The sequence below is a fragment of the Bradyrhizobium sp. USDA 4486 genome, from assembly GCF_054057995.1.
Genome location: NZ_JBSRZV010000001.1, coordinates 2,179,578 through 2,204,489, shown reverse-complemented (window position 1 = coordinate 2,204,489; position 24,912 = coordinate 2,179,578). Strand labels below are relative to the sequence as shown.

Genomic DNA, 24,912 nt, shown 5'->3' with positions numbered 1-24,912 from the left:
CCTGTTACTTCTTGCTGGCGGCGTAGCGCGCCTTGGTCTCGGCGTTCATGGGGTAGAGGCCCGGCAGCACCGCGCCGTTGTTCACCTCGTTGACGATCCAGGCTTCCATCCGCTCCTGCTCGACGCCCTCGGCGAGGACGTGGTCGAGCATCGCCTGCGGGATCAGCACGCAGCCGTCCTGGTCGGCGACGACGATGTCGTTCGGGAACACAGCGACGCCGCCGCAGCCGATCGGCTCGCCCCAGCCGACGAAGGTGAGGCCAGCAACCGACGGCGGCGCGGCATAGCCGTCGCACCACACCGGAAGATTGGTGCCGAGCACCCCCTCGACGTCACGCACGACGCCATCCGTGACAAGCGCGGTGACACCGCGCTTCACCATGCGGGCGCAGAGGATGTCGCCGAAGATGCCGGCATCGGTGATGCCCATGGCGTCGACCACGGCAATGCAGCCCTCCGGCATCGCCTCGATCGCGGTGCGGGTCGAGATCGGCGAGGACCAGGATTCCGGCGTCGCCAGATCCTCGCGCGCCGGCACGAAGCGCAGCGTGAACGCCGGTCCCACCAGGCGCGGCAGGCCCGGACGCAGCGGCCGCGCGCCGCGCATCCACACATTGCGCAGGCCCTTCTTCAGCAGGACCGTGGTGATGGTGGCAGTGGTAATGCCGGCGAGGGTCTTGCGGGCTTCGGGGGACAGCGACATGGACGAGAACGAGCTCCGAGGTGCGGGAAAGAACGCGCGCATCTTGCGAGGTGCGGGCTTTGCGTCAAGGCCCAAAAGAGGCACAGGAATGCAGGGCGGCAGGGCCGTTATGCGATGCGATAACAAGGCTTTATCGCCTCCCCTTGCATTAATTTATTGGACTTGCGAGCGCATTTACGCGAAGCAGGGAAACGCGGAACTCAAGGGCGAGCCCGCGTTTTCCGAGAAGCCCGATTTCGACAGCTCTGCGACAGCCCATGGCCGCGACGCTCCCCCCGCCCCGCCTTCTGCCCAGTGGCGACAGCGCCGTCACGGTCGAGTTCAGCCGCACCATCGACGACGACGCCAACCAGCGCGTGCTGGCGCTCGATAAGGCGCTCGCGGCAAGCCCCATCGACGGCATCACCGAGACCGTGCCGACCTATCGTTCGCTGCTGGTTCATTACGATCCCTGCAGGATCGGCTTCGAGGCGCTCGCCGAAAAGCTCCTGCCGATCGCCACCCAGCCGCTGCCGCCCGCCACCAAGGCGCGGCGCTGGCGCATTCCGGTCGCCTATGGCGGCGAGCATGGCATCGACCTCGAGGATGTCGCAAAAGCGCTGAACACCACGCCCGACGACGTCGTCGCCCGGCACGTCGGCGGCGACTACAAGGTTGCGATGATCGGCTTCACGCCGGGCTGGTCCTATCTCAGCGGGCTCGACAAATCCCTGCACATGTCGCGGCGGCAGTCGCCGAGGGTGCTGACGCCGGCCGGCACGATTTCGATCGGCGGCATCCAGGCCGGCATCCAGTGCCTCGCCGCGCCCAGCGGATGGCACCTGCTCGGCCGCACGCCGGTGCGAACCTATCAGCTCCATCGTAATCCGACCTTTCTCACCGAACCCGGTGATCGCGTGACGTTTTTCGCCATCGACCACAACACGTTCGAGGAGCTGGACCGCGCCGCCGAGGCCGGCGAGATCATCGCCGAGCAGGTCGACGCATGAGCCGGCTCATCGTCGCCAGCATTGGTCCCGCAAGCTCCGTCCAGGACGGCGGCCGCCACGGCGCACAGCGTTATGGCCTGACGGTCAGCGGTGCGATGGACCGGCTATCGCTGGCCGCGGCGAACACGCTGGTCGGTAACGATCCGTTTGCAGCCGCGGTCGAGATCGGCCCGTTCGGCGCAACGTTTACCGCGAAGGATGGCGCCGTGCGCGTCGCGATCGCGGGTGCGCCGCGCAATGCAGATATTGCCGGCAAGCCGGTCGCGATGGACACATCGGTGACGCTGAAGGACGGCGAGACGCTCACGCTCGGCTTTGCCCGCGGCGGCGCGTTCACCTATCTCGCGATCGAAGGCGCGATCAAGGGCGAGCAGGTGTTCGGCAGCCTCGCGGTGAATGCCCGCGCCGGGCTCGGCAGCCCCTATCCGCGCCCCCTGCAGGCCGGCGACGAGTTCATGGTCGATGCTGCGAGCGGCGCGCCGGAGCTGCGCATTGAGCTGCCGAAGCGTGCGCCAGGTCCGATCCGCGTCGTGATGGGTCCGCAGGACGACGAGTTCGACGACGCCAACAAGGCGCTGTTTCTGCAGAGCGAGTGGAAGATCTCGGCGACCTCCGACCGCATGGGCTATCGGCTCGAAGGTCCCGCCATCAAGCATCTGCACGGCCACAACATCGTCTCCGACGGCACGGTGAACGGCAGCATCCAGGTGCCGGGCAACGGCGCGCCGATTGCGCTGATGATGGACCGCGGCACCTCCGGCGGCTACCCCAAGATCGCGACCGTGATCACGGCCGATCTCGGCCGGCTCGCGCAGACCTCGGCGGGAACAGCGTTCCGCTTCCTTGAGGTCACCATGGCCGAGGCGCAGGACGAGGCGCGCAAGTTTGCGCAGCTGATCAAGAACCTTCCGGATCGGCTGCGCTCCTCCGACACGGTCGAGCTCAACATCGCGGCGCTCGGCGATGCTAACGTTGCGGGGTACGCAGTGAACGCGATGGATGCCGGGACGTGGCAGGTCGCGGCGGAGCCGTAAACGACAAGAAGACCAGAGGAGCACCCCATGAAGACGATCGATCTCAATTGCGACCTCGGTGAAGGTTTTGGCGCCTGGGAGATGGGCAACGACGCCGCCATGATCGAGCTCGCAAGTTCGGTCAACGTCGCTTGCGGCTTCCATGCCGGCGACCCCGACATCATGCGCCGGACGGTTGAACTGGCGAAGGCCCGCGGCGTCTCGGTCGGCGCCCATCCCGGCTACCGCGACCTGCATGGCTTCGGCCGGCATCCAATCGCGGGCCTGAAGGCCTCCGAGATCGAGAACCTCGTCGCCTACCAGATCGGCGCGTTGCAGGCCATCGCGACCGCGGCCGGCCACAAGGTGACGCATGTGAAGGCGCATGGCGCGCTTTCCAACGTCGCCTGCGAGGACGACATGACGGCGAAAGCGATCGCCGCCGGCATTAGGGCAGTCGATCCCAACCTGATCTTCGTCGTGCTCGCCAATTCGAAGCTGGTGAAGGCCGGCGAGGACGCCAACCTGCCGCTGGTGCACGAGGTGTTCGCCGACCGCGCCTATGAGGACGACGGCAATCTCGTCTCGCGCAAGAAGCCCGGCGCGGTGCTGCACGACGCCAAAGTGATCGCCGACCGCGTGGTGCGCATGGTGCAGGACGGCGCGGTGGTGTCGGTGACGGGCAAGGTCATCAAGATGCGCACGGACACGGTGTGCATCCATGGCGATACGCCCGGCGCGGTCGACATCGCGCGGGGGTTGCGCCAGGCGTTGAAGGATGCGGGGATCGAGGTGGCGCCGTTCAAGCGCGGGACGTGAGGTTTGTCGAATTCGGGATGATGCGAAGCATCAGACTATGGTGCGCAACTGCGCACCTGAGAATCTCGAGGTTCCGGGTCGGCTTCGCCGCCCCGGAACGACGCCTTTAGAACGGATGCCCTGACAGGGTGCCGAACACGATCGCCGCGATAACGGCAAATGCGCTGTAGAGCGCGACGTGATGCATGCTCGTCCGGGTCCGACGCGAGAGCGAGCGCGCGTAGAAATGCAGCCTAGCTTCCGCCGATAGTTCGCGCATGGTCGATCTCCAACGCCCCATTTGCGGGAGTATGAAGGATCAACCCTGGCGGGAGGCAAGACGGCGGCGGAAATAGCGATGAGAGTTCTCCAGACCCGCCCCGTTGCAGATGCAAATTCTCTTCACCTGCGGGTTCCGAGAGTCCTATTCGTTAAATTCGGAGCCAGTTGGAACCGGCTCCGATGACACTGGAGTGACAGCTCCTCGCGGCTCAGTAGACGTCAGCCTGGAAGCGGCCGGTCTTTTTGAGCTCGGCGACGAAACTGACGGCCTCGTCGGTCGAGCGTGCGCCGAATTGGGCGACGATGTCGACGAGCGCGCGCTCGACGTCCTTGGCCATGCGCTTGGCATCACCGCAGATGTAGAAATGCGCGCCCTCGGCGAGCCAAGTCCACAATTCGCGGCCGACCTCGCGCATGCGGTCCTGCACGTAGAACTTCTTCTCGCCGTCGCGCGACCAGGCCAGCGACAGGCGCGTCAGAAGCCCCGAGGTCTTCATCGCATTGAGCTCTTCCTGGTAAAAGAAATCGCAATCGCTGCGCTGGTGGCCGAAGAACAGCCAGTTCTTGCCGGGCGCGCCGGTCGCCTTGCGATCGAGCAGGAAGGCGCGGAACGGCGCGATGCCGGTGCCGGGCCCGACCATGATGATGGGAATCTTCGGATCCTGCGGCAGGCCGAAATTGTGCGCCTTCTGCACATAGACCTTGAGCTTCTCGCCCTCAGTGATGCGCTCGCCGAGGAAGGTCGAGGCGACGCCGACACGCTTGCGCTTGCCGATGACGTACCGCACGGAATCGACCGTCAGCGACAGTTTTCCCGGCGTCGCATTGTGTGAGGACGAGATCGAATAGAGCCGCGGCTGCAGCGGCTCCAGCGCCTCGACGAACGCTTCGGGATGCGGCCGCGTCCCGGAAAACTTCTGCAGCGCCGCCATGACGTCGAGCGTCGCGGCATCGCCATCGGGGTCCTCGCCCTGCGCGAGCGCCCGCGCCTTCTCGCGCTGCGCGCCGCCGGTGATGAAGGAGATCAGTTCGAACAGCGAGTCTGGTGCCGGCGACAGCGAGACGTCGTCGATCAAGACCTCGCGCAGCGTCTTGCCGTTCACCTTGGTGGTGTGGGAAGCGCCGAGCAGCGCGATGATCTGGTCGACTAGGCCGACATCGTTGCGCGCGAACACGCCAAAACTGTCACCGACGACATAGTCGAGCTTGCTCTCGGAGAGGTCGAACTCGACGTGATAGGTCTCCTTCTCCGACTTGCCCTTGTTGAGAAGACGCCGCGACAGGAAGGTCGCTTGGGCCGGATTGTCGCGCGAGCGGCCGGGCTCGGCGATGGTCACGGTCACGGCGGGCGCGGCGACTGCATCCGAGTTCTCAGGCGATTTCGCCGCGGGCGCCTTGTCCAGCTCCTCGTATAGCGATTTCAGCATCCGCGCGGTTTCCTTGCCGCCGGGGACGCAGAGATTGAGCCGCGCCTCGCTGCGGCTCGCGATCGCCTCGGAATAGTCGTGGCAATTGTAGCCGCACTGGCCGCAATCCTGCTGCGCCATCGCCGCCATCATCTTGCGGCGCAAGGGGCGGCCCTCGGCGAGTTTCATCCGATCGGCGATCGGCATGGTCTGGTCGTGCCACGGCGCTTCGCCATCGTCGCCGTCACCGCTTTGCATGACGGCGGCGCCCTGCTCCGCCGACAACGGCGTTGCGGCATCAGGCGACAGCAGCCCGGCAAAGAAGCCGTTGAGCCAGGAGCGCTGCGCGTCGGAGAACGGCGCGCTGGCGGGGATGATATCGAGCTTCGGCGGAGGCGTGATCTGGTTCATGCGGACACCTGTGCATCGGCAAGCTTGCGCAGCGTCTCGCCGTCATGGCGGCGCGCGAAGGAGAGGAAGGTTTCATCAGGGGAAGAGCGATGAGCGAGATAGGCCTTGAGCAGCGCCTCGACCGTCTTCGGCGCGTCCTCGGCCTTGAGGTCGTGATAGACCTCTTGCCCGACATCGGCGTCGGGGCCGAACCCGCCGCCGGTGAAGAGGTGATAGCCCTCCACGGTGTCCTCCTCATTGATCGGCACCCGCGCGCCGATCAGGCCGATGTCGCTGATGTAGTGCTGCGCACAGGAATGGTGGCAGCCGGTCAGATGGATGTTGACAGGCTTGTCCATCGCAACGCGCGGCTCGCACCAGTCGCCGATCTCGGCGGCATTGCGTTTGGTGTTGGACGCCGCGAAACGGCAGCCGGCATTGCCGGTGCAGGCAATCAGGCCGGCACGGATATGCGAGGCCTCGACCGCGAGCCCGATCTGCTTGATCGCGGCGATGGCGAGCTCGACATTCTCATCGCGTACCCCTGAGATCAGCAGGTTCTGCCAGACGGTCAGGCGGATCTCGCCGTCGCCGAGATCCCGCGAAACTTTTGCGAGACCCCGCATCTGGTCGCTGCTGAGCTTGCCGAGCGTCAGCGACACGCCGATCCAGTTGAGGCCGTCCTGCTTCTGCTTGTGCACGCCGATATGCGCCATGCGGTCGGCGGCGGGCCGGGGCAGAAACGCCTCCTCCGGCACGCGCGTGAACGGCGTCTTCAGCCGCTCCTCGACCAGCTTGAGGAAGCCGTCATGGCCCATGGCGTCGAGCACGTATTTCAGCCGCGCCTTGTTGCGGTTGGTGCGGTCGCCATGGTCGATGAAGACGCGCACGATGGCATCCGCGACGGCAGTCGCCTGCTCCGGCTTGACGATGATGCCGGAGTATTTTGCAAAGTCCTTGTGACCGGTGATGCCGCCGAGGCCCAGACGAAACCATACGCCCGGCTCGACGCCGAAACCGTCCTTCACCTCATACGCCGTGAAGGCAATGTCGTTGGTCTCCTCCAGCACCGCGATCCTGCCGGCACCGTCGAAGGCGACGTTGAACTTGCGCGGCAGGCCGTAGAGCGAGCGGTCGTTGAGGATGTGGTAGTGCCACTCGCGCGCATAGGGCCGCGTGTCGATGATTTCCTGCGGATCGATGCCGGCGGTCGGCGTTCCCGTCACGTTCCGGATGTTGTCGGCGCCGGAGCCGCGCGAGCACAGGCCGAGGTCCTGGATGCCCTCGATCAGCTTGATCGCGTGCTTCGGCGGGATTTCGCGCAGCTGAAGATTGGCGCGCGTCGTGACGTGGCTGTAGGGCCCGCAGAGCTCGTCGGCGAGATCGGCCAGGCCCGACAGTTGCCAATGCTTCATGATGCCGTTCGGGATGCGCAGGCGGCACATGTAGGAGTCCTGCGTCGGCGCGACATAGAAGATGCCGTAATAGCGCCAGCGGAAATTGTCCGCCGGACTCGGCGGCGCGTTGTCGAGCGCCTGCTGACGTAGCCGCGAATAGGCATCGAAGGGATGCTCGTCGCGCTTGAATTTTTCCTGGTCGGCGAGCTTCTTGCCCGCGGCGATCACCTTGTCCTGCGCCTTGATGTGCACGGCATCGGGGCCAACAGGCTCGGCGGTCGCCTTGCCGGCGCCCCCGCCGAGACCGCGACCGACGCGGCTGATCTGAAGGCCGGTCGTAAAACCTTCGAGATAGCGCTTCTGCTCGTCGGTAAAGTCGACTGAGACGGTATCGAGTTTCATGGTCGGTAACGAAGCTCCTGCGGCCACCTCGGTGGCATCGACGGACATTGGCGCGACCCGCGAGGCACGCAGCTGGCTCTGGAGCCGGCTTTGCTGCCCAACGGTCCGATCAGCTTCGTTGCTGCGGGACTCGGCTCAGCAGGCATCTGTGACAAGCTGGCCGCACTGCAACATACAAGTTGCGTGCCAGCTTCCACGAAATGAAAACGCGAGTATTTTCAGTCAATTACGGAAGCGTCCGAAAGGAACCGACCTCGAACCTCTCATGAAATTCGAGCAGTCAGCCTAAAATCTAGTCGATGAATTGAATTGCCCAAAACGTAGGCAATTGCGAATCAGGCTTTCCAGAGCCCCACGTCGAACGCCTTCAGGTGCCCCAAAATGTTTCCGGGATCGAACACCGGGCCCGCGAAGGCACCGAGCCCTGCGGGCGCTTCATCGGGCGGCCGGCGGCCAACGGCTGCATCGTAGAGATCGGGCCTGAACACGGCCATCGCCGTTTTGACGCCATCCGGAGTCAGCGCCGTCTGCCCCCAGCGCACCATCTGCGCATAGAGCCAGGCCGCCTGGACCGGATCCGGGCGCCCTGCCCCTTCACGTCCGACCAGCAGGTAGCGGCCGCTCTCGCGCAAGGTGCCGTCAGGGGAAATCTTCAGGCGCCCGACCAGCGTCCGCTGGATCACCTCGACGTCGACGCCGATCCGTTCGGGCTGTGCCAGGATCTGCGCCGCCTCGGTCAGGTTCGCCGGCTCCTCGATGAACTCGGCCGCCTTCACCGCCGCGCGCACCAGGGCTGCAACCACGTCCGGGCGCTTGTCGGCCCAGACCTGGCGAAGCGCCAGCACCTTCTCCGCGGCACGGGCCAGGATGTCGGAGGAGAAATGCAGGATGTGGCCGATGCCGAGATCGACCGCGATCGAGTTCCAGGGCGCACCAACGCAGAACGCATCGACATGGCCGTTCCTGAGGCTGTCGACCATGAAGGGCGGCGGCAGCACGACGAGGCGCACGTCCTCGTCCGGATCGACGCCGGCCGCGGCCATCCAGAACCGCAGCTGGTAATTGTGGGTCGAGAACGGGAAGGTCATGCCGAAGGTCAACGGATCGGCCCCGGCCTTGCGCCTGATGGCAACGACCTTTGCCAGCGCCTTGGCGGTGGCGAGCGGATCGAAGCGGTCGCCGTCGATCTGCTCCATCAGCGCGGCATGCAGCGCCGGCGAGACCGTGATCGCATTGCCGTTGATGCCGAGATTGAACGGCGCGGCGATCGGCACCTTGACGTGGCCGAGTCCGAGCGAGGATGCGATCGCCACCGGCGCGAGCAGATGCGCGGCATCGAACAGGCCGATATTGAGCTTGTCGCGGACGTTGGACCAGGACACCTCGCGCACCAGCTCGACCTCGAGGCCCTCGGCGGCGGCAAAGCCCTTGTCGACGGCGACGATCAGGGCTGCAGCATCGACCAGCGGGATGAACCCGATGCGGAGGGGAGCGGTCATTTCAGCATCTCCGACGCGGTGATGATCGACTGGGCGATCTCGCCGATTTTCTTCTTCTCGCGCATCGCGGTGGAGCGCAGCAGCACATAGGCCTCGTCCTCGGTGAGGCCCTTCACCTTCATCAGGATGCCCTTGGCCCTCTCGATGATCTTGCGGTCCTCGAGCTGCGACTTGGTGCGCTCCAGCTCCTCCTGAAGTTTCGCGAAGGCGTTGAAGCGGGACACGCAGAGGTCGAGGATCGGCTTGATGCGCTCCTTCTTGAGCCCGTCGACGATGTAGGCGGAGACGCCCGCCTCGACCGAGGCCTGGATCGAGGCGGAATCGCTCTGGTCCACGAACATCGCAATCGGCCGCTTCACGGCGCGGCTGACCTGGAACATCGCCTCCAGCACGTCGCGGCTGGGGTTTTCCAGATCGATCAGGATGATATCGGGGTCGACCGCATAAATACGGGCCAGGAGGCTCTGCATCTCGCGGATATGGACGACTTGCGTGAATCCCGCCTCCCGCAACCCCTCCTCGAGGATCGCAGCCCGGATCGGGCTTTCGTCGACAATCACGATTTTGGGCGACTGTTCGGCGCTCATGGCTCACTCACGGCGGGTGATTCATCCATAGCATGCCCGGGGGCGATGCAAAGGGTTGTAATTATGGGCAATTGGGACTAGCTCAAGCCCGTCAATCAGGCAGATTTGGATATGGATCAGACGGCTGCGCCCAAGGTCAGCTTCGTTTCGCTCGGGTGTCCCAAGGCATTGGTGGATTCCGAGCGCATCATCACGCGCCTGCGCGCGGAGGGCTACGAGCTCGCCCGCAAGCATGACGGGGCCGACATCGTCATCGTCAACACCTGCGGCTTCCTCGACAGCGCCAAGCAGGAATCGCTCTCGGCGATCGGCGAGGCCATGGCCGAGAACGGCAGGGTGATCGTGACCGGCTGCATGGGCGCGGAGCCGGAAGCGATCGAAGAGGCCTATCCCGGCGTGCTCTCCATCACCGGCCCGCAGCAATATGAGAGCGTGCTCGATGCCGTGCACCGCGCGCTGCCGCCCGCACACAATCCCCATCTCGACCTGGTGCCGCCGCAGGGCATCAAGCTGACGCCGCGGCACTACGCATATTTGAAGATCTCCGAAGGCTGCAACAACCGCTGCACCTTCTGCATCATCCCGAAGCTGCGCGGCGATCTCGTCTCGCGCCCGGCCAATGACGTGCTGCGCGAGGCCGAGCGGCTGGTCGGCGCCGGCGTCAAGGAGCTGCTGGTGATCTCGCAGGACACCTCGGCCTATGGCGTCGATCTCAAATATGCCGAGAGCCCGTGGAAGGACCGCCAGGTCCGCGCCAAATTCCTCGACCTCGCGCGCGAGCTCGGCGAGCTCGGCGCCTGGGTCCGGCTGCAATATGTCTACCCCTACCCGCATGTCGACGAGGTCATCGCGCTGATGAACGAGGGCAAGGTGCTGCCCTATCTCGACATCCCGTTCCAGCACGCAAGCCCCGAGGTGCTGAAGGCGATGAAGCGTCCGGCGGCGCAGGACAAAACGCTGGCGCGCATCAAGCGCTGGCGCGAGGAATGCCCCGATCTGGCGCTGCGCTCGACCTTCATCGTCGGCTTCCCCGGCGAGACCGATGCCGATTTCGCCTATCTGCTCGACTGGCTCGATGAAGCCGAGATCGACCGCGTCGGCTGCTTCAAATACGAGCCGGTTGCGGGCGCGACCTCGAAGGCGATCGAGAACCCGGTGCCGGAAGAGGTCAAGCAGGAGCGGTACAACGCGCTGATGGCCCGCCAGCAGAAGATCTCCGCGCGAAGGCTGAAGCGCAAGGTCGGCACGCGCCAGCAGATCATCATCGACGAGGTCGGCCCGACGGTTGCGAAGGGTCGCTCCAAGGCCGATGCGCCCGAGATCGACGGTGCGGTGTACCTATCGAGCCGCCGGCCCCTGCGCGTCGGCGAGATCGTCACTGCGAAGATCGAGCGTGCCGACGAATACGATCTGCACGGCAGCGTCGCGGGGTTCTGACGTTCTCGGTCATCGCGAGCGAAGCGACCACCGCTCCATCACTGTCATCCCGAGGCGCTCGCGCTGCGGCGCGACCGCGCCGTAGAGCGCCTTGAAGGACGACGGCCCGGCCGCATCCCGGCCGCTCATCCTTCGAGGCTCCGCTTGCGATGCTTTCGCATCACAAGCCTCGCACCTCAGGATGACGGAGATGCTTTCCCGCTTCACGGCGTCCGCGATGACGATGTGGATACCGTCACGCCAGCCATTTCGGCACCCAGCGCTCCGGGCGCGGGGCGCGGGCGAGATCGGCTTTCGCCTCGGAGAGCTGCGCGGGCTCGCCGTCTATCATCGGGCGGACGTCGTATTCGAAATTGGGCATGACGCGGCCATCGGCATAGAGGCCGAATTTCATGGCATACCACAACCCAAGCTCGGGCTGCGCGCTGCGCATCTCCTCGCGCAGATCGCGCAGCAGGGATTCGATCGAGGCGGCTTCCTCGAACGGCTGCGGCCCGCGCGACAGCACGCGCGCCTCGTATTGCTTGCCGACGATCGCGACCTCGAAATGGGTCTTGTCCCAGGGGTTCTTGCCTTTCGGCAGATGCGCGGCGAGCCGCCAGCCGAGTTCGGCCATCAGGCGGTGATTGGCCCAATAGTCCTCGCGGTCGCGGCTCCATTTTTCGACGAAGCCGCGGAAGTCGGGCAATTCGGAAGGCGCATCATCGCTCGCCACGGGCTCGCCAGCCGGCCGCTCCGCGAGCCAGCGCGCAAGCTCGACTGTCTGGGGCTCGACCTCGTCACGCGGCTTGAGATCGCTCCAGGCCTTGTCGAACTGCTGAGACGTCAACTTTGCCAGCAGCGCGTCGAGGCTTGGCGCCAGCAGCTCGTAATCGCCCTCCGATCCCAGCCCCACGATCGGCGGGTTGTCGCGATCGAGGCCGGCGCCATACCAGCCGCCGACGGCCGAGCCGTCCGGCAGCCGCATGAACAGCGAGAACCTGTCGCGCAAGGGACTGCCGTCGATGATCGGCGCATGGTCGGAGAACTGGCCTTGCAGGGAGAAGCAGCCGACGCTGCCCCAGGGGCGCCCCTTCAGCCAGCCGGCGAACTCGACCAGCAGCGGCAACGCGTCGATGCCCGGCGGAAACGCGCCGCGAATGCTGTCGAGGTCGATCGGGTAAGGCGTGTCGGACAAGGCTGAAAACTGTCTGGTTGGCCCGCCCCTCTTGGTCGGTTCCGTCGCACGTCCGGTTCGAACCAATTCGCGTCCCTCGATCACAAACGCGCTAGAGGCTCGTTTGTTTCTGCGCGGCAATCAAAATGACACGCGCGTCCTAGGACCGCTGGCCGTGACGACGCTGCGCATGGAGCTTCGCCGCCACACGCTCGGCGAGCATCGCGCAAATGAGCCGCTTGACAAGCGCGGCCAATCGGCTGTAGGGACGCGCCCCATGATCAACGCTCGGACCCATCAGCGCACCGAAATGCTCCGTCGTCGCTTCCGCGACGATGAGAGGGTGCGCCTTGTCCGACGACGCCGCTGAACCGCTAAAATTTCAGCCGAGTTTTCGAGAAGGCCGCACCCGCAAGGTGCGGCCTTTCTGCTTTTTGCGCCCCTTTTCACCCGCCTCCAGAGGAGTTCGACATGACGACGCATCCCTACGACGCGCTGATGGACATCACCGCACGGCCGAAGGCCGTGTTCGTCCGCGGCGCGGGCTCCTACCTCTGGGACGACGGCCGCAAGCGTTATCTCGATTTCGTGCAGGGCTGGGCCGTGAACTGCCTCGGCCACTCCCCGCCGGCGATCGCCGACGCGCTCGCGTCGCAGGCGAAGCGGCTGCTGACGCCAAGTCCGGCGTTCTACAACGAGCCGAGCCTGAAGCTCGCCGCCGCGCTGGTCGAAAACAGCGCGTTCGACCAGGTGTTCTTTGCCAATTCGGGTGCGGAAGCCAATGAGGGCGCGATCAAGCTCGCGCGCAAATATGGCAGCCTGCACAGGAACGGCGCGTTCGAGATCATCAGTTTCGAAGGCGGCTTCCATGGAAGGACGCTGGCAACGATGTCGGCCTCGGGCAAGAAGGCCTTTGAGCCGCTGTTCGAGCCGAAGGTATCGGGCTTCAAGAAGGCGAAGCTGAACGACATCGGCTCGGTCGAGAAGCTGATCAACGCCAACACCGTCGCCGTGATGCTCGAGCCGATCCAGGGTGAATCCGGCGTATGGCCGGCGAGCGATCAGTTCCTGCAAGAGCTGCGCGCGCTCACTGAAGAGCACGGCCTGCTGCTCATTCTTGACGAGATCCAGACCGGCATGGGCCGGACCGGAAAGCTCTTCCACCATGAGCACACAGGCATTGCGCCCGACATCATGACGCTCGGCAAGGGCATCGGCGGCGGCGTGCCACTCGCCGCGCTGCTCGCGACCGAACGCGCCTCCTGCTTCGAGCATGGCGACCAGGGCGGCACGTTCAATGGCAACCCGATCATGTGCGCAGCCGGGCTTGCCGTGCTCGAGGAGGTCAGCAAGCCGGACTTCCTGAAGACGGTCACCGAGACCGGCCTGTTGCTTGAAAGCGAGCTGCAGAAGGTCTCGGCCCGGCACGGGCTCGGCGGCGTCCGCGGACGCGGCCTGTTGCTCGCGCTCGATCTCAAGCTGCCGATCGCACCGGGGATCGTCGCGCAGGCGTTCGAGCAAGGCGTGCTCCTCAACGCACCGCAGGTCGACACCTTGCGCTTCATGCCGGCGCTGAACGTCACGCGAACCGAGATCGCCGAGATGATCGACTGTCTCGACGGCATCTTGACGAAAGCTGGGGCGGCACGGCGTGTCGCGTGAGGTGGCACGTCATTCCGGGGCGGCTCGAAGAGCCGAACTATGGTGCGCAATTGCGCGCCTGAGATTCTCGAGATTCCGGGTTCGATGCTTTGCATCGGCCCGGAACGACGTCGAGACCTACGGCTTCAAGATCGAGGCGCCCGTGGTCTTGCGGCTTTCGAGATCGATATGCGCCTTCGCGGCGTCCTTGAGCGCGTAGGCATGGTTGATCGGCACGTGCAGCTTGCCGTTGATGACCGCGGCGAACAGCGTGTCGGCACCTTCGAGCAGCTCCTTGCGCGTGCCGACATAATCGTTGAGCTTCGGCCGGGTCGCGAACAGCGAGCCGTGATTGTTGAGCTCAGCGATCGCGAACGGCGGCACGGGGCCCGAGGCATTGCCGAAGGAGACGAACATGCCGCGCGGTTTCAGGCAGGACAACGAGCCCGGGAACGTCGCCTTGCCGACGCCGTCATAGACGACATCGCAACCCTCGTTGCGGCTGATCTGCTTCACGCGCGCGACAAAATCCTCCTCGTTATAGAGGATGACGTGGTCGCAGCCATTGGCCTCGGCAAGCTCGGCCTTCTCGCGCGAGCCGACGGTGCCGATGACGTGGGCCCCTAACGCCCTCGCCCATTGGCAGGCCAACAGGCCGATGCCGCCGGCCGCGGCATGGATCAGCACGCGATGATGCGGCTCGACTCGAAAAGTCTTGTGGAGCAGGTACCAGACCGTGAGCCCCTTCAGCATCAGCACGGCGCCCTGCTCGTGGGTGATGTGATCGGGCAGCTTGACCAGCTTCTCCCAGGGGATGTTGCGCTCGCCGGTGTAGGCGCCGAGATTGTGATAATAGGCGACGCGGTCGCCGGGATGGAAATGCGTCACGCCGGGCCCGACAGCTATGACCTCGCCCGAAGCCTCGTTGCCGGCGATGAAGGGCAGCCCCGGCGCCTTGTAGAGGCCGGTGCGGTAATAGACGTCGATGAAGTTGAGTCCGACCGCATGCTGACGGATGCGCACCTCGCCGGGCTCGGGCGCCGGCACGTCGATGCTCTCATAGACCAGAGCTTCGGGGCCTCCGACCTTGTGCACACGGACGGCTTTGGTCATCACCTGACCTCCTCTTCTCCAAGACCAGCGAAAGACATCGCGCCCGCCTTGTCAACTCGACGCTGGCCCAAGCGGCTAGGCGGACGGCTTGCCGGATTTCCTGCGATTGCGCTTCGCCAGCACGTTGAAGAATTCGACCGCCGCCGAGAACGCAATTGCGAAATAGATGTAGCCGCGCGGAATGTGGAAATGGAATCCGTCCGCGACCAGCGCGACGCCGATCAGCACCAGGAAGGCGAGCGCCAGCATCTTGGTGGTCGGATGCTCCGCGACGAACCGCGATACCGGCCCCGACGAAATGTACATGATCAGGCAGGCGATCACGACGGCGGCGATCATGATCTCGATGTCCCGCGCCATGCCGATCGCGGTGATGATCGAGTCCAGCGAGAACACGATGTCGATGACGATGATCTGCACAATGACCCAGAAGAACGCGCTGCCGGCGGACTTCTGATCGCCCTCGCTGTCATCGGCTTCGACCTCGGCATGGATCTCGTGCGTCGCCTTGGCGATCAGGAACACGCCGCCACAGATCAGGATGAGGTCGCGCCAGGAGAAGTCGTAACCTGCGAGCGAGAACACCGGCGCGGTCAAGCCGATCAGCCAGACCAGCACGCTGAGCAGGATGATGCGGAAGACCAGCGCCAGTGCGAGGCCGATCTGGCGGGCGCGGAGCGCCTGCTGTTCGGGAATGCGCGAGACGATCACCGACAGGAAGATGACGTTGTCGATGCCGAGCACGATCTCGAGCGCAGTCAATGTCAGCAGCGCGGCCCAGGCTTCGGGGCTGGTGATGAGGTGCATCATGCGAAGGATCTGACCAGACGGATCATGGCGTCGCTGAAGCTGATCCAGAGCGCGATGGCACACATCGCGACCGTCACGCCGGTGCCGACGCGAAAGTCCATGTCCAGCACGTAGAGGCCGAGCACGGCCCAGATCGCGATCAGCGACATCGTCAGCCAGCGCAGCCGCACGACGCGGACCGGATGCAGCACGTGGAACGGCACGAAGGTCAGCACCACCAAGGCGGCGACCAGCAGCGTCGACCACAGCGGCGACCAGTGCAGCAGGAACAGATAGAATGCCGCCGCATTCCACAGCGCGGGGAAGCCGCGGAAATGGTTGTCGTCGGCCTTCATGCGCAGATCGGCGAAATATAGCGCGCTGGTGACGATGATGGCGACGCCGAGCAGGGGCGCTGCGACGGGCAGCAGCAGCCCGCTGGCCACGATCGCATAGGCCGGCACGAACACATAGGTGACGAAGTCGACCACGAGATCGAGCACGTCGCCCGACCAGTTCGGCTGCACGTTCTTCACGTCGAGCCGGCGCGCAATCGGACCGTCGATCGCGTCGATGATGAGCGCGACGCCCAGCCACTGAAACATCGCCGCCCAGTGCTCGCGCACGGCCTCGAGCATCGCCAACAGCGCGATGGCGGCGCCGAAGGCGGTGAAGATATGCACCGAGAAGGCTGCGGCGCGCATCGCCGGTCTCGGCTTCAGGGAATCCTCTTGGGTATCCATGGCTTCTGCTATCAGAATGGGACCGATTTGCACATAAGCCATTGCGGCGTTCGGCCGCGCAATTCGTCATAAAACCAGGGAAAAAATAGGTGGGCTTGAATTTGCCGCGGGGCGTGTCAATTGTCACTCCATGACAGACGCATCGACACTGTTTGACGCAGCCGTGATCGGCGGCGGGCCGGCCGGGCTCGCGGCGGCCATCGCATTGGCGCAGGCGGGCGCGCGGACTGCGCTGGTGGCGCGGCGCGTGCCCTATGCCGACAACCGCACGACGGCGCTGCTCGGTGCCTCCATCGAACTTCTGGAGACGCTCGAGGTCTGGCCCCGCTGCAAGGACAAGGCGGCCGGACTCGAGGTGATGCGTCTCGTCGACGACACCGGCCGGCTGTTCCGCGCGCCGGAGGTGCGTTTCTCCTGCCACGAGATCGGACTGGATGCGTTCGGCTACAACATCGACAACCGCTCACTGATGCTGGCGCTGGAAGCGCGCGCGGCCGAATTGCCCAATCTCATCCGGTTCGACGACGAGGCCGAGAGCGTCGTCATCGAAGCTGATGACGTCGCGATCCGCACCGCCTCCGCGCAATTCCTCTCGGCCCGGCTCGTGGTCGGCGCGGACGGCCGGCATTCGCTGTGCCGCGAAGCCGCCGGCATCGAGGTCACCCGGCGCGAGCTGAACCAGACCGCGCTGACCTTCAACGTCGGCCATGCCCGCCCGCACCGCAACGTCTCGACCGAGTTCCACACGCCCCACGGGCCTTGCGTATTCGTGCCCCTGCCCGGCAATCGCTCGAGCATCGTTTGGGTATCGGCGCCGGCGGACGCCGAACGGCTGCGCGGCCTCAGCGATGACGAGCTGTCGACCGCGATCGAGAAGCAGTCGCATTCCATTCTGGGACGCATGACGGTCGAGCCCGGCCGCAACCTGTTCCCGCTGGCGATCGAGCGCCCCAAATCCTTTGGCCGCGACCGCATCGCGCTGGTCGGCGAAGCCGCCCATGTGGTTCCACCGATCGGGGCCCAGGGTCTCAACCTTGGCCTGCGCGATGCCGCCGACATTGCCCGGCTCGCGGGCGAGGCCATCGCGTCGGGCGAGGACCCCGGCACGGACGAGGTGCTCAAGCGCTACGACTGGGCCCGGCGCCCGGATATTTTGAGCCGGACCTTTGCGATCGACATCGCCAACCGCTCTCTGCTGAACGACTTCCTGCCGCTGCAACCGGTCCGCGCCGTCGGCATGCATCTGTTAGGTGCCATCGGCCCGCTCCGGCGATTTGCGATGCGCGAGGGCCTGACGCCGACGTGGCGCAGGTAGATTGGCGCAGGTAGCCACGTCTCAAGGAAACGCCAGCCGGCCGGTCTGGATCGCCCACATTACGCTGGTCAGCGTGACCACGGACGCAAATGTGCCGAGCAGCACCGCGACGGAGGCCGATTCGATCCAGGCATCGTTCTGGCGGGCAATGACGAACACGTTCAGCGCCGGCGGCAGCGAGGCCATGAGCACGGCGGTCGCAGCCCAAGGCTGTGCGAACGGGCCGAATGCCAGCATCAGGCCGAACGCTGCGAGCGGATGGATCAGGAGTTTGACCGCGATCACGCCGGGCACCTCCCAGGGTACGCGATCGAATGGGCGCAGCGCCACCGTCACGCCGAGCACGAACAGCGCGGTCGGCGCGGCTGCGTTCTGGAGAAAGGTGATGGTGCGGTCGAGCGCGACCGGCAGCTCGATATGCAGCGCCGCCACGGCTGCACCGAAGCACGCCGACATGATCAGCGGGTTGAGCACGATCTGCTTCAGCACCACGCCGAAGGCATGCCCGATCGAGGGATGGTCGCGGTCGGAGAGCTCGATCAGGAGCGGCACGATAGTGAACAGGAAGATGCTGTCGCAGCAGAAGATCAGCGCGGTTGGCGCTGCCGCCTTGGTCCCGAGCACCGCCAGCGCAAGTCCAGGACCCATGTAGCCGATATTGCCGTAACCGCCCGAGAGCCCCGCGAGCGTCGCCTCGCGCAGCGTGAGACGCCCCAAGACCTTGCCGACGACCAGCGCCAGCGTGAAGGCCGCAACTGTCGATAGTGTCGTCGCCAACAGGAACGGCGGGTTGTTCAGCTCGGCAAACGGCGTCTTCGACATGATCGCAAACAGCAGCGCCGGCAGCGACACGTAGAGCAGAAAGAAGTTCATCCAGGCGAGGCCTGATTCCGGCAGGGATTTGATCTTGCCGCAGGCAAATCCGACGAAGATCAAGCCGAAATAAGGTAACGCGAGATTGAGGATATCGACCATTAATGAAGTGTTTTCTGAAGACTTGGGGTCTATCCACCCAGCAAGCGGAGGTTAATTCCGGATCAGGGCACTAGCATCGGCCACAATCCTGGTCTATCGACGGGGGATGATTAAAGCGAGGACCGCCAAATTCCAGATCGGACAGGTCGTGCGCCACCGGATCTTCTCATTCCGTGGCGTGATCTTCGACATCGATCCTGAATTCAACAACACCGAGGAGTGGTGGCTGTCGATCCCCGAGGAGGTGCGGCCCCACAAGGACCAGCCCTTCTACCACCTGCTCGCGGAGAACGCGGAGTCGGAATACGTCGCCTATGTCTCCGAGCAGAATCTGTTGCCGGATGATTCCGGCGAGCCGATCCGGCATTCGCAGGTCGCCGAGATCTTCATCAAGAACAAGGACGGCGGCTATCGCCCGCGTAATCCGTCGCTGAACTGAGTTTCGCCGCCTGCAACCGGCCCAAAAAAGGCGCTCATGTGAGCGCCTTTTTCATATCCGGGATTTGCTCCCGATTACTTCTGGCCGGCCGGCGCGGCGCCGGGGACGCCACCGTTCTGCTCGAGCTTCTTGCGCTGCTCGTCGGCCTTCTTCTGAAGCTCTTCCTGGAGCTTCTTCTGGTTTTCCTCGAACACCTTCGGATCAGTCGGCGGACCGTCATAGGCCTTCTGGAATTCGCCGGCGAGCGGCAGCGGCAGGGTCAGGGGCGCGCCGTTGGCATTGATCGCCTGGACAACGAGATTCTGGCCCTTCTTCATGCTGTTGATGAGCTCGGGCGTCGCCTCGTAATCGGACATGCAGCCGTTCTGGAAGCAGATCACGTACGGCTGCTGCAACGGCGCATTGCTGTCGACGATGATGCGGGTGCCGTGGACGAGCTGCATGCCGAGCGGCAGCGTCACGCGCAGGATCTTCTTGGGCTCGCCTTCCGGCTCGATGATCACGGCCGCGATCACCGGCTGGCCCGATTCGATGCGGCCGTCCTTGCCGGTGAAGCAGACCTGCTTGGCATTGGCGTCCTGGCCCTTGAGGCAGAACTTGGTCCAGGGGGCGTAGATCAGCTGGATCTGCTGGTCCGCGGGCTGCGCCGCGCCCTGCTGCGCCGGAGCGCCCTGGGCGGGAGCCTGCTGCGCGGGGGCCTGGGCCGCCGGCGCCGGAGCCTTGGGGGCAGCCTTCGGAGCAGCTTTCGGCGTCGCCTTGGGCGCGGGCGCGCCCGGGGCCGGCGCAGGAGCCTGGGCCTCGGCGGCAAACGGAACGACCAACGCCGTCGCCGTCAACAGGGCGAGAAGCTGCCCGCGCGGCCGGATGGACGCGGCCAAGTAACGGAAATTCATTGCGGAAAACCCTTTCTGAACGGGAAGTGCCCGAACCGCTCCGAAGCGCCGAACCTAGCCGCCTTGGGCGCGGCTCTCTCCCCGTCAAATGAGGCGGATAAGTGACGGGCTCGACGCTCTTGCGCGATTGCGTGCCTTCTTAACGTGGCCGACGAAAAGATCAATGCCGACAAGCGTCTTTGACCGCACTGAGGACCGGGCTTTGAGCCGTCCTTGGCCTGCGCCCGGGGAAAAACCCTGTGATAGGATTCAAGGCTACTGGTCCTCGAATCAACGTGTCCGCATGTTCATGTTCCAGCGCCTGCTCGAGGGCCCCGGTGTCCGCCTTTGCAGCCTCGCCTTCGCGCTCATCGTCAGCCTGTCGGCAAGCGGTGGGCGCGCCGAGGAAGCCCATGCCATCGCCATGCACGGCAAGCCCGCGATGCCGGCTGATTTCACCCACATGCCCTACACCAATCCCGATGCCCCCAAAGGCGGCCGGCTGACCTGGGGCATGCTCGGCACCTTCGACAGCCTCAATCCATTTATCGTGAAGGGATTGGCCGTGCAGCCGATCCGCGCCTACGTGGTCGAGAGCCTGATGGCGCGCGGCCAGGACGAGCCGTTCACGCTCTACGGCCTGCTCGCCAAAACCGTCGAGACCGACGACGAGCGCAGCTATGTCACGTTCCGTCTCGACCCACGCGCCCGCTTCTCCGACGGCAAGCCTGTGCAAGCCGAGGACGTGCTCTTCTCCTGGCAGCTGCTGCGCGACCATGGCCGTCCCAACCTGCGGCAATATTACGCCAAGGTCGCCAAGGCCGAGGCATCCGATCCCCGCACCGTCCGCTTCGACCTCACAGGTGCCAATGATCGCGAGCTGCCGCTGATCCTCGGCCTGATGCCGATCCTGCCGAAGCATGCCGTCGATGTCGCAAGCTTCGAGGAGACGACGCTGACCGGCCCGATCGCCTCGGGCCCATACCGCGTCGCGGCGGTGAAGCCGGGCGCCAGCGTCACGCTGACGCGCAATCCCGACTATTGGGGCCGCGACCTCCCCATCAATCGTGGGCTCTACAATTTCGACGAGATCAGGCTCGACTATTTTCGCGAGGCCAATGGCCAGTTCGAAGCCTTCAAACGCGGCCTTTACGATTTCCGCATCGAGCACGAGCCCCTGCGCTGGCACGACGGCTACGATTTTCCCGCCGCCAGAAGCGGCGAGGTGATCCGCGACACCGTCAAGCCGGGCCTGCCGCAGCCGTCCGAATTCCTCGTGTTCAACACGAGGCGGCCGATCTTCGCCGACATCCGCGTGCGCCGGGCGCTGACGCTTTTGTTCGATTTCGAGCTGGTCAACCGCAACTATTTCTTCAACCTCTATTCGCGCGCCGCCGGCTATTTCGCCGGCTCCGACCTCTCCGCCTATGGCCGACCTGCGGATGCGCGCGAGCGCGAGCTGCTCAGGCCGTTCGCCGCGCAGATCCCGCCCGACATCATGGACGGCAGCTACCGCCTGCCCGTCACCGACGGTTCGGGCCGCGACCGGAACACGCTGCGCGCTGCGCTGAAACTGTTGTCGGAGGCCGGCTGGGATCTCGACGGCACCGTGCTGCGCAACCGCGCGACGAAAGCCCCCTTCACCTTCGAGATGCTGGTGACGACCCGCGACCAGGAGCGCATCGCGCTCGCGTTCCAGCGCGACCTCAAGCGCGCCGGCATTGCGGGAAACGTGCGCACGGTCGATCCTGTGCAGTTCGACCAGCGCCGGCTCGCTTTCGAGTTCGACATGATCCAGAACCGCTGGGACCAGTCGCTCTCGCCCGGCAACGAGCAGTATTTCTATTGGGGCAGCACTGCAGCCGACAATCCGGGGACCCGCAACTACATGGGCGCCAGGGATCTCACCGTGGACGCCATGATCGCCGCGTTGCTGGAGGCCCGTGATCATACGGAATTCGTCGCGGCGGTGCGGGCGCTCGATCGCGCCCTGATCGCGGGCTTCTACACAATCCCCCTGTTCAGCGTATCCGAGCAATGGATCGCGCGCTGGAATCGGATAGAACGGCCCGAGGCCACCGCGCTGTCCGGCTATCTGCCGGAGACCTGGTGGTCGAAGGGGCCACCTTAGAGCCAGTCAAGCAAAGTGACGCCGTGAACCAGCCAGCCGTATCGCCGACGCTCGACACGCTGTTTCAGCGCACGCTGATGCGGCAGCCGCACACGCTCGCTCTGCTCGACCCCCTCAACAAGGCCCGCGTGACCGGTCACCAGCCGCGGCGCATGACCTATGCCGAGGCCGACACCGCGATCGAGGCGCTCTCGGCGCATTTCGTCGAATCGGGCCTGCCCGCCAATTCGGTCATCGCGATCCAGCTGCCCAATACGGTCGAGTTCGTCCTCACCGTCCTCGCCGCCCATCGCGCCGGGCTGGTCGTCGCCGTGCTGCCGCTGCTGTGGCGGCATGCGGAACTCACCGCGGCGCTGAACCGCACCGCGGCGCGCGCCATCGTCACCATGAGCAAGGTCGATGGCGCCAGCTATGCCGACTTCGCGATGCATGCTGCGGCCGAGGCTTTCTCGATCCGCCACGTCTGCGGCTTCGGTACCGACCTGCCCGAAGGCATGGCCTCGCTCGACGACGTGCTGGCCCGCCCGCCCGGCATGACGCGCGCGGTGATCCAGGACGGCCGCAAGGCGGCGATGATCTCGTTCGACGTCACCGCGGAAGGTTTCCGCCCGGTGCCGCGCCCGCATTTCAGCCTGATCGCCGGCGGCCTTGCGATGTCGCTGGAGGCCGACGTCAAGCAGCGCGCGACCGTGATGGCGACGTTCGCGCCGATGTCGTTCGCGGGCCTTGCCTCCTCGCTCGCGGTGTGGCTGCTCTCCGGCGGCACGCTGGCGCTGCATCATCCGTTCGAGAACGACGTGCTGGAGCAGCAGATCAACGAGCACAAATGCGAGGTGCTGATCGCGCCGGCGCAGCTCGCGCTGCGGTTAGGGGATTCCGATCTGGCGGCGCGGATGCCATCTTTGCGCAACGTCATCGGCCTCTGGCGCGCGCCCGAGCAGGTGGCGGCGAGCGATGCCTGGATCGCGCCGCATGCGCCGCTCACGGACGTCTATCTCTTCGGCGAGGCCGGGTTGTTCGGCGCCCGCCGCGGCGAGGACGGCATGCCGGTGCCGGTCATGCCGGGACCGCACGGCGCGCCGCGCGAGCAGTCCGGCTCCTCCATCGCCGGCGAGATCCTGCTGACGCCGAAGGGCACGCTCGGCCTGCGCGGGCCGATGGTGCCGACCGCGGCCTATGCCCCGCCGCAGCCGGTCGGCGAGACGCTGACGGCGCAGCCGCCGCGCGACTATGTCGATACCGGCTATGCGGCCCGGCTCGACCGTCAGAGCGGCGCGGTCTGCATCACCGCCCCGCCCTCGGGCATCATGGCGGTCGGCGGCTATCGCTTCCTCTCGAACGACCTCCAGGAATGGGCGCGCCGGCTCGGCCAGGGCGCCCTGCTCACCGCGCTGCCCGACCGCCTCTCCGGCCACCGGCTGGCAGGGAGAGCCCAGGACAATGCGAGGGCCCGCGAGGCGCTCAGCCAGCTCGGGCTTAACCCACTGATGGTCGAGGCTTTTCGCGATCGTTCCGGCCCGACTTGAGCACAGTTTCGACTGACACATTGACGCTGCATTAAGGCGGCCGGACTAGATTGCGCAGCATCTGTTGCGTGATCAGAGTCTTTTGATGTCCCAGGCGGGTCCGATCCTGTTTGTGTCCAATGTCGAGCGGCCACCCTTCATTGCGGCGCTGGACGAGTCCCGGCTGTTTCCCCTGGTCGACACCGACTGGGCCAGCGCGGCGCGCGCGGTCGAGCAGGTGCAGCCGGCCGCCGTGCTCGCGGCAATGCATGCCGGGCACGAGCCGCATCTGGCACCGCTTGCCAGGAAGATCGCGGGCCAATCGCCTTACCTGCCCTTCGTGGCGCTCGATGCGGCCGGCACATTGCCGCACAATGCCCTGCCCTTTTCCTCGCGCGGCGGCAATTCCGATCGCCTGATCGCGCGGCTGCGCGCCGCGCTGCGCGTGCGCACGCTTCATGCCACCGTGCTGCGCCGGCTGCCGGAAGCCAAGGTGTCGCTGCCAGAGGGCGATCCCGCGCGCGATGCCACCGTGCTGCTGATCGGCCGCGGCGCGGCTTACCCCGCGCTCTCCGTCGCGCTCGGCGAGCGCGTCGGCGTCGTCGGCGCGCTCTCGATCGAGGCTGCGGCCAAGCATCTCAACACCCGCGATCTCGACGGCGTCGTGCTGGCCGAAGGCTTTACGGCGCGCGTCACCGACGCCTTCCTCACGGTGCTCGCCGAGGACACCCGCTTCCGCAGCCTGCCCGTCGTCGTCACCGCGCATCAGCTGACGCAGAGCTACGATCTGCCCAATCTCGAGCTGATCCCGGGCGAGCCGGCCAAGATCGCCGCCAACGCGTTGCCCTTGATCCGCCAGCATGCGATGGAAGCGCAGCTGAGCCGCACGCTGCGCTCGATCGATGCCGGGGGTTGGCTCGACCCGCGCAGCGGCCTGCTCACCGTCGAAGCCTTTGCCCGCGATTTTGCCAAGGCGGCGGAGCAGGCGCTCGCCCGCGGCGGCGGCCTGTCGGTGGCGCGCTTCGCCTTCGACCCCGCAAATTCTCGCGCACAGTTGGATGCCGCGCGTATTCTAAGCCGGCTGATGCGGCAGATGGATTTTGGGGTGGCACAGAAGGACGGCTCGGTGATCGTGGTGTTCGCGGAGACGGACTTCCGTACCGCGCACATGATCGCCCGCCGCCTGTCGGCGGTGATGCGGCACACGTCCAACGGCAAGCACGAGATGCGCAGCGATCCCGTGGTAAGCGTGGACTCGCTGTCATCATCGGATACGGCACGGTCGCTGCTAGCCCGCCTGTCGGCCGACGCGTCGCGGGCGGCGTCGTAA

General features: G+C 65.5%; 22 protein-coding genes. 10 read left to right on the top strand and 12 right to left on the bottom strand.

The window, feature by feature from the left end; all coding sequences use genetic code 11:
• Window positions 1-4 precede the first annotated feature (4 nt).
• Window positions 5-703: a ribonuclease activity regulator RraA gene (locus ACVWY3_RS10775; protein ID WP_027550912.1), complete on the bottom strand. Its 699-nt coding sequence runs from the start codon at window positions 701-703 to the stop codon at window positions 5-7.
• A gap of 257 nt (window positions 704-960) precedes the next feature.
• On the opposite strand from ACVWY3_RS10775, the gene pxpB reads away from it, so the two are divergent.
• The 3 genes from pxpB to ACVWY3_RS10760 are packed head-to-tail and all read left to right on the top strand — an operon-like array spanning window position 961 to window position 3,524.
• Window positions 961-1,692, top strand: coding sequence for a 5-oxoprolinase subunit PxpB (gene pxpB / locus ACVWY3_RS10770; protein ID WP_456838414.1), 732 nt, complete (start codon window positions 961-963; stop codon window positions 1,690-1,692).
• Entirely contained in the window at window positions 1,689-2,726 is a 1,038-nt protein-coding gene (locus tag ACVWY3_RS10765) for a 5-oxoprolinase subunit C family protein (RefSeq protein ID WP_456838413.1), read from the top strand. Before pxpB ends, ACVWY3_RS10765 begins: the two co-directional genes overlap by 4 nt.
• Before the next feature lie 27 nt (window positions 2,727-2,753).
• Window positions 2,754-3,524: a LamB/YcsF family protein gene (locus ACVWY3_RS10760; RefSeq protein WP_456838412.1), complete on the top strand. Its 771-nt coding sequence runs from the start codon at window positions 2,754-2,756 to the stop codon at window positions 3,522-3,524.
• 106 nt (window positions 3,525-3,630) lie between these two features.
• Here the strand turns inward: ACVWY3_RS10760 and ACVWY3_RS10755 are convergent, their stop codons facing one another.
• From ACVWY3_RS10755 to ACVWY3_RS10735, 5 genes are all read right to left on the bottom strand, one after another.
• Window positions 3,631-3,783 carry a hypothetical protein gene (locus tag ACVWY3_RS10755; RefSeq protein ID WP_456838411.1) on the bottom strand — a complete coding sequence of 51 codons (153 nt, stop codon included), beginning with the start codon at window positions 3,781-3,783 and terminating at the stop codon, window positions 3,631-3,633.
• 211 nt (window positions 3,784-3,994) lie between these two features.
• Window positions 3,995-5,602, bottom strand: a complete 1,608-nt coding sequence (locus ACVWY3_RS10750) for a sulfite reductase subunit alpha (protein ID WP_456838410.1) — start codon at window positions 5,600-5,602, stop codon at window positions 3,995-3,997.
• Window positions 5,599-7,380 (bottom strand): NirA family protein, encoded by a 1,782-nt coding sequence (locus ACVWY3_RS10745; RefSeq protein WP_456838409.1) that lies wholly within the window; start codon window positions 7,378-7,380, stop codon window positions 5,599-5,601. Before ACVWY3_RS10745 ends, ACVWY3_RS10750 begins: the two co-directional genes overlap by 4 nt.
• Before the next feature lie 335 nt (window positions 7,381-7,715).
• Window positions 7,716-8,879 (bottom strand): CmpA/NrtA family ABC transporter substrate-binding protein, encoded by a 1,164-nt coding sequence (locus ACVWY3_RS10740; RefSeq protein ID WP_456838408.1) that lies wholly within the window; start codon window positions 8,877-8,879, stop codon window positions 7,716-7,718.
• The gene (locus tag ACVWY3_RS10735) at window positions 8,876-9,466 is read right to left on the bottom strand and encodes an ANTAR domain-containing response regulator (RefSeq protein WP_008564898.1); all 591 of its coding nucleotides are present in this window, start codon (window positions 9,464-9,466) and stop codon (window positions 8,876-8,878) included. The genes ACVWY3_RS10740 and ACVWY3_RS10735 overlap by 4 nt, the downstream gene beginning before the upstream one ends.
• Before the next feature lie 111 nt (window positions 9,467-9,577).
• Between ACVWY3_RS10735 and rimO the strand changes: the two genes are divergently transcribed.
• Window positions 9,578-10,903, top strand: a complete 1,326-nt coding sequence (gene rimO, locus ACVWY3_RS10730) for a 30S ribosomal protein S12 methylthiotransferase RimO (RefSeq protein WP_456838407.1) — start codon at window positions 9,578-9,580, stop codon at window positions 10,901-10,903.
• Between the two features lie 235 nt (window positions 10,904-11,138).
• Here rimO and ACVWY3_RS10725 read toward each other — a convergent pair whose 3' ends face one another.
• On the bottom strand, window positions 11,139-12,080 hold the full coding sequence (locus ACVWY3_RS10725) for a hypothetical protein (RefSeq protein WP_456838406.1): 942 nt from the start codon (window positions 12,078-12,080) through the stop codon (window positions 11,139-11,141).
• A 450-nt stretch (window positions 12,081-12,530) separates the two neighbouring features.
• Between ACVWY3_RS10725 and ACVWY3_RS10720 the strand changes: the two genes are divergently transcribed.
• Window positions 12,531-13,721: an acetylornithine transaminase gene (locus ACVWY3_RS10720; protein WP_456838405.1), complete on the top strand. Its 1,191-nt coding sequence runs from the start codon at window positions 12,531-12,533 to the stop codon at window positions 13,719-13,721.
• A 117-nt stretch (window positions 13,722-13,838) separates the two neighbouring features.
• Here ACVWY3_RS10720 and ACVWY3_RS10715 read toward each other — a convergent pair whose 3' ends face one another.
• The 3 genes from ACVWY3_RS10715 to pcsA all read right to left on the bottom strand — a co-directional run bounded on the left by ACVWY3_RS10715 (window position 13,839) and on the right by pcsA (window position 16,387).
• Window positions 13,839-14,813 carry a quinone oxidoreductase family protein gene (locus tag ACVWY3_RS10715; RefSeq protein WP_456838404.1) on the bottom strand — a complete coding sequence of 325 codons (975 nt, stop codon included), beginning with the start codon at window positions 14,811-14,813 and terminating at the stop codon, window positions 13,839-13,841.
• Between the two features lie 75 nt (window positions 14,814-14,888).
• Entirely contained in the window at window positions 14,889-15,623 is a 735-nt protein-coding gene (locus ACVWY3_RS10710; RefSeq protein ID WP_456838403.1) for a TerC family protein, read from the bottom strand.
• Window positions 15,620-16,387 carry a phosphatidylcholine synthase gene (pcsA, locus tag ACVWY3_RS10705; protein ID WP_456838402.1) on the bottom strand — a complete coding sequence of 256 codons (768 nt, stop codon included), beginning with the start codon at window positions 16,385-16,387 and terminating at the stop codon, window positions 15,620-15,622. The genes ACVWY3_RS10710 and pcsA overlap by 4 nt, the downstream gene beginning before the upstream one ends.
• 88 nt (window positions 16,388-16,475) lie before the next feature.
• On the opposite strand from pcsA, the gene ACVWY3_RS10700 reads away from it, so the two are divergent.
• Entirely contained in the window at window positions 16,476-17,660 is a 1,185-nt protein-coding gene (locus tag ACVWY3_RS10700; RefSeq protein ID WP_456838401.1) for a UbiH/UbiF family hydroxylase, read from the top strand.
• A 21-nt stretch (window positions 17,661-17,681) separates the two neighbouring features.
• On the opposite strand, the gene ACVWY3_RS10695 is transcribed toward ACVWY3_RS10700, so the two are convergent.
• Window positions 17,682-18,635, bottom strand: coding sequence for an AEC family transporter (locus ACVWY3_RS10695; RefSeq protein WP_456838400.1), 954 nt, complete (start codon window positions 18,633-18,635; stop codon window positions 17,682-17,684).
• Between the two features lie 106 nt (window positions 18,636-18,741).
• Here ACVWY3_RS10695 and hspQ point away from each other — a divergent pair, with 106 nt between their 5' ends.
• On the top strand, window positions 18,742-19,074 hold the full coding sequence (gene hspQ / locus ACVWY3_RS10690) for a heat shock protein HspQ (protein WP_092290415.1): 333 nt from the start codon (window positions 18,742-18,744) through the stop codon (window positions 19,072-19,074).
• A 74-nt stretch (window positions 19,075-19,148) separates the two neighbouring features.
• Here hspQ and ACVWY3_RS10685 read toward each other — a convergent pair whose 3' ends face one another.
• A complete protein-coding gene (locus ACVWY3_RS10685) occupies window positions 19,149-19,967 on the bottom strand; it encodes an invasion associated locus B family protein (protein WP_456838399.1) in 819 nt (272 codons plus the stop codon).
• Between the two features lie 283 nt (window positions 19,968-20,250).
• Between ACVWY3_RS10685 and ACVWY3_RS10680 the strand changes: the two genes are divergently transcribed.
• The 3 genes from ACVWY3_RS10680 to ACVWY3_RS10670 all read left to right on the top strand — a co-directional run bounded on the left by ACVWY3_RS10680 (window position 20,251) and on the right by ACVWY3_RS10670 (window position 24,912).
• Window positions 20,251-22,077: an extracellular solute-binding protein gene (locus ACVWY3_RS10680; RefSeq protein ID WP_456838398.1), complete on the top strand. Its 1,827-nt coding sequence runs from the start codon at window positions 20,251-20,253 to the stop codon at window positions 22,075-22,077.
• 23 nt (window positions 22,078-22,100) lie between these two features.
• Window positions 22,101-23,603: an AMP-binding protein gene (locus ACVWY3_RS10675; protein ID WP_456838397.1), complete on the top strand. Its 1,503-nt coding sequence runs from the start codon at window positions 22,101-22,103 to the stop codon at window positions 23,601-23,603.
• Window positions 23,604-23,688: 85 nt separating this feature from the next.
• Entirely contained in the window at window positions 23,689-24,912 is a 1,224-nt protein-coding gene (locus ACVWY3_RS10670; RefSeq protein ID WP_456838396.1) for a GGDEF domain-containing protein, read from the top strand.

What these genes read in the sequence shown, in the direction of transcription:
- ACVWY3_RS10745 (WP_456838409.1), bottom strand. Translation starts at nt 7,380, where the DNA reads ATGAAACTCGATACCGTCTCAGTCGACTTTACCGACGAGCAGAAGCGC.
- ACVWY3_RS10750 (WP_456838410.1), bottom strand. Translation starts at nt 5,602, where the DNA reads ATGAACCAGATCACGCCTCCGCCGAAGCTCGATATCATCCCCGCCAGC.
- pxpB (WP_456838414.1), top strand. Translation starts at nt 961, where the DNA reads ATGGCCGCGACGCTCCCCCCGCCCCGCCTTCTGCCCAGTGGCGACAGC.
- ACVWY3_RS10740 (WP_456838408.1), bottom strand. Translation starts at nt 8,879, where the DNA reads ATGACCGCTCCCCTCCGCATCGGGTTCATCCCGCTGGTCGATGCTGCA.
- ACVWY3_RS10680 (WP_456838398.1), top strand. Translation starts at nt 20,251, where the DNA reads ATGTTCATGTTCCAGCGCCTGCTCGAGGGCCCCGGTGTCCGCCTTTGC.
- ACVWY3_RS10685 (WP_456838399.1), bottom strand. Translation starts at nt 19,967, where the DNA reads ATGAATTTCCGTTACTTGGCCGCGTCCATCCGGCCGCGCGGGCAGCTT.
- pcsA (WP_456838402.1), bottom strand. Translation starts at nt 16,387, where the DNA reads ATGGCTTATGTGCAAATCGGTCCCATTCTGATAGCAGAAGCCATGGAT.
- rimO (WP_456838407.1), top strand. Translation starts at nt 9,578, where the DNA reads ATGGATCAGACGGCTGCGCCCAAGGTCAGCTTCGTTTCGCTCGGGTGT.
- ACVWY3_RS10765 (WP_456838413.1), top strand. Translation starts at nt 1,689, where the DNA reads ATGAGCCGGCTCATCGTCGCCAGCATTGGTCCCGCAAGCTCCGTCCAG.
- ACVWY3_RS10670 (WP_456838396.1), top strand. Translation starts at nt 23,689, where the DNA reads ATGTCCCAGGCGGGTCCGATCCTGTTTGTGTCCAATGTCGAGCGGCCA.
- hspQ (WP_092290415.1), top strand. Translation starts at nt 18,742, where the DNA reads ATGATTAAAGCGAGGACCGCCAAATTCCAGATCGGACAGGTCGTGCGC.
- ACVWY3_RS10695 (WP_456838400.1), bottom strand. Translation starts at nt 18,635, where the DNA reads ATGGTCGATATCCTCAATCTCGCGTTACCTTATTTCGGCTTGATCTTC.
- ACVWY3_RS10775 (WP_027550912.1), bottom strand. Translation starts at nt 703, where the DNA reads ATGTCGCTGTCCCCCGAAGCCCGCAAGACCCTCGCCGGCATTACCACT.
- ACVWY3_RS10735 (WP_008564898.1), bottom strand. Translation starts at nt 9,466, where the DNA reads ATGAGCGCCGAACAGTCGCCCAAAATCGTGATTGTCGACGAAAGCCCG.
- ACVWY3_RS10700 (WP_456838401.1), top strand. Translation starts at nt 16,476, where the DNA reads ATGACAGACGCATCGACACTGTTTGACGCAGCCGTGATCGGCGGCGGG.
- ACVWY3_RS10710 (WP_456838403.1), bottom strand. Translation starts at nt 15,623, where the DNA reads ATGATGCACCTCATCACCAGCCCCGAAGCCTGGGCCGCGCTGCTGACA.
- ACVWY3_RS10755 (WP_456838411.1), bottom strand. Translation starts at nt 3,783, where the DNA reads ATGCGCGAACTATCGGCGGAAGCTAGGCTGCATTTCTACGCGCGCTCG.
- ACVWY3_RS10715 (WP_456838404.1), bottom strand. Translation starts at nt 14,813, where the DNA reads ATGACCAAAGCCGTCCGTGTGCACAAGGTCGGAGGCCCCGAAGCTCTG.
- ACVWY3_RS10760 (WP_456838412.1), top strand. Translation starts at nt 2,754, where the DNA reads ATGAAGACGATCGATCTCAATTGCGACCTCGGTGAAGGTTTTGGCGCC.
- ACVWY3_RS10720 (WP_456838405.1), top strand. Translation starts at nt 12,531, where the DNA reads ATGACGACGCATCCCTACGACGCGCTGATGGACATCACCGCACGGCCG.